We start from the raw sequence: 878 nt of genomic DNA on the forward strand, positions 1-878 counted from the left end.
GGTACTGCTGGCCGCTAGCTTCTTTTTTCAAATAAGGAACCGACTTTCTAACTTCCAGCAACTTTTGATAAATGTTCATCAGTCGATCAACTCCTCTTCATGAATTTCAATCCGTGTACCCTGTTCTTGCCACTCAACCAATGTGGCTAATGCTACTTCCTGCATGTTGGGAAGAAAGAATTTATCATGAGCATGGTAAACGATCATTTATATTCGCTCCTTTATGTGGTACACTGACCACAGATGTTTTTAGAGGGACTGACTTTTGCTTGCCGGCGTAGTCAGTCTGTTTTTGAGTAATTATCAAATACAGGAATCCCTAATTTCTCTTTCTCTCTAATTACAGCTGATTGAGCTTCCTCAATTGTTCCGAATATCCCCAAGTCATATCGTTGTTTTCTATATTGAAAAACCGCTCCCCACTTTCCAGAAGCCGGATGCCAATGCACGTTTTTAACACCTGATTTGTTACCTTTATGAGCCCTCATTTTGTTCATCATGTTATCTCCATGAGTGACGTTTCTCAGATTACATTTTCTGTTGTCCAAAGTATCGTGATTAATATGGTCTACAACTAATCCTTCGGGACAGTCGGTTATAACACGGTGAAGAAGGAGGTTTTTATCTTCTCCATCATTCCAATACTTTCCCCTGACATAGTAAGTGTTCATTTTCTTATCAAATCTAAATGTCCATCTAACATCTAAACTTTTTAACCTCTCTAAATCCTCTGTGTCGACAATGGTTTTCAAACATTTTCCGTTTTTGTTTTTTAAAATGATAGTTGTTATTTCTCCGTCTATCACATAAGTGTTTCTCAAGAAAAGCACCACCTTAATCAAGTTTCAGTTCGAACTTGTCTGGACGTTCCACCACTT

2 protein-coding genes are annotated in these 878 nt (G+C 38.3%); both read right to left on the reverse strand.

The annotated features are described in order from the left end of the window. Positions 1–78: 78 nt before the first annotated feature. Positions 79–207: a hypothetical protein gene (locus BBA02S_RS21425; RefSeq protein ID WP_255211768.1), complete on the reverse strand. Its 129-nt coding sequence runs from the start codon at positions 205–207 to the stop codon at positions 79–81. A gap of 74 nt (positions 208–281) precedes the next feature. Next, entirely contained in the window at positions 282–821 is a 540-nt protein-coding gene (locus tag BBA02S_RS19900) for an HNH endonuclease (protein ID WP_052477348.1), read from the reverse strand. Positions 822–878 lie beyond the last annotated feature (57 nt).

Origin of the sequence: Bacillus badius NBRC 15713 (assembly GCF_001591605.1) — a bacterium.
Classification (GTDB): domain Bacteria; phylum Bacillota; class Bacilli; order Bacillales; family Domibacillaceae; genus Pseudobacillus; species Pseudobacillus badius.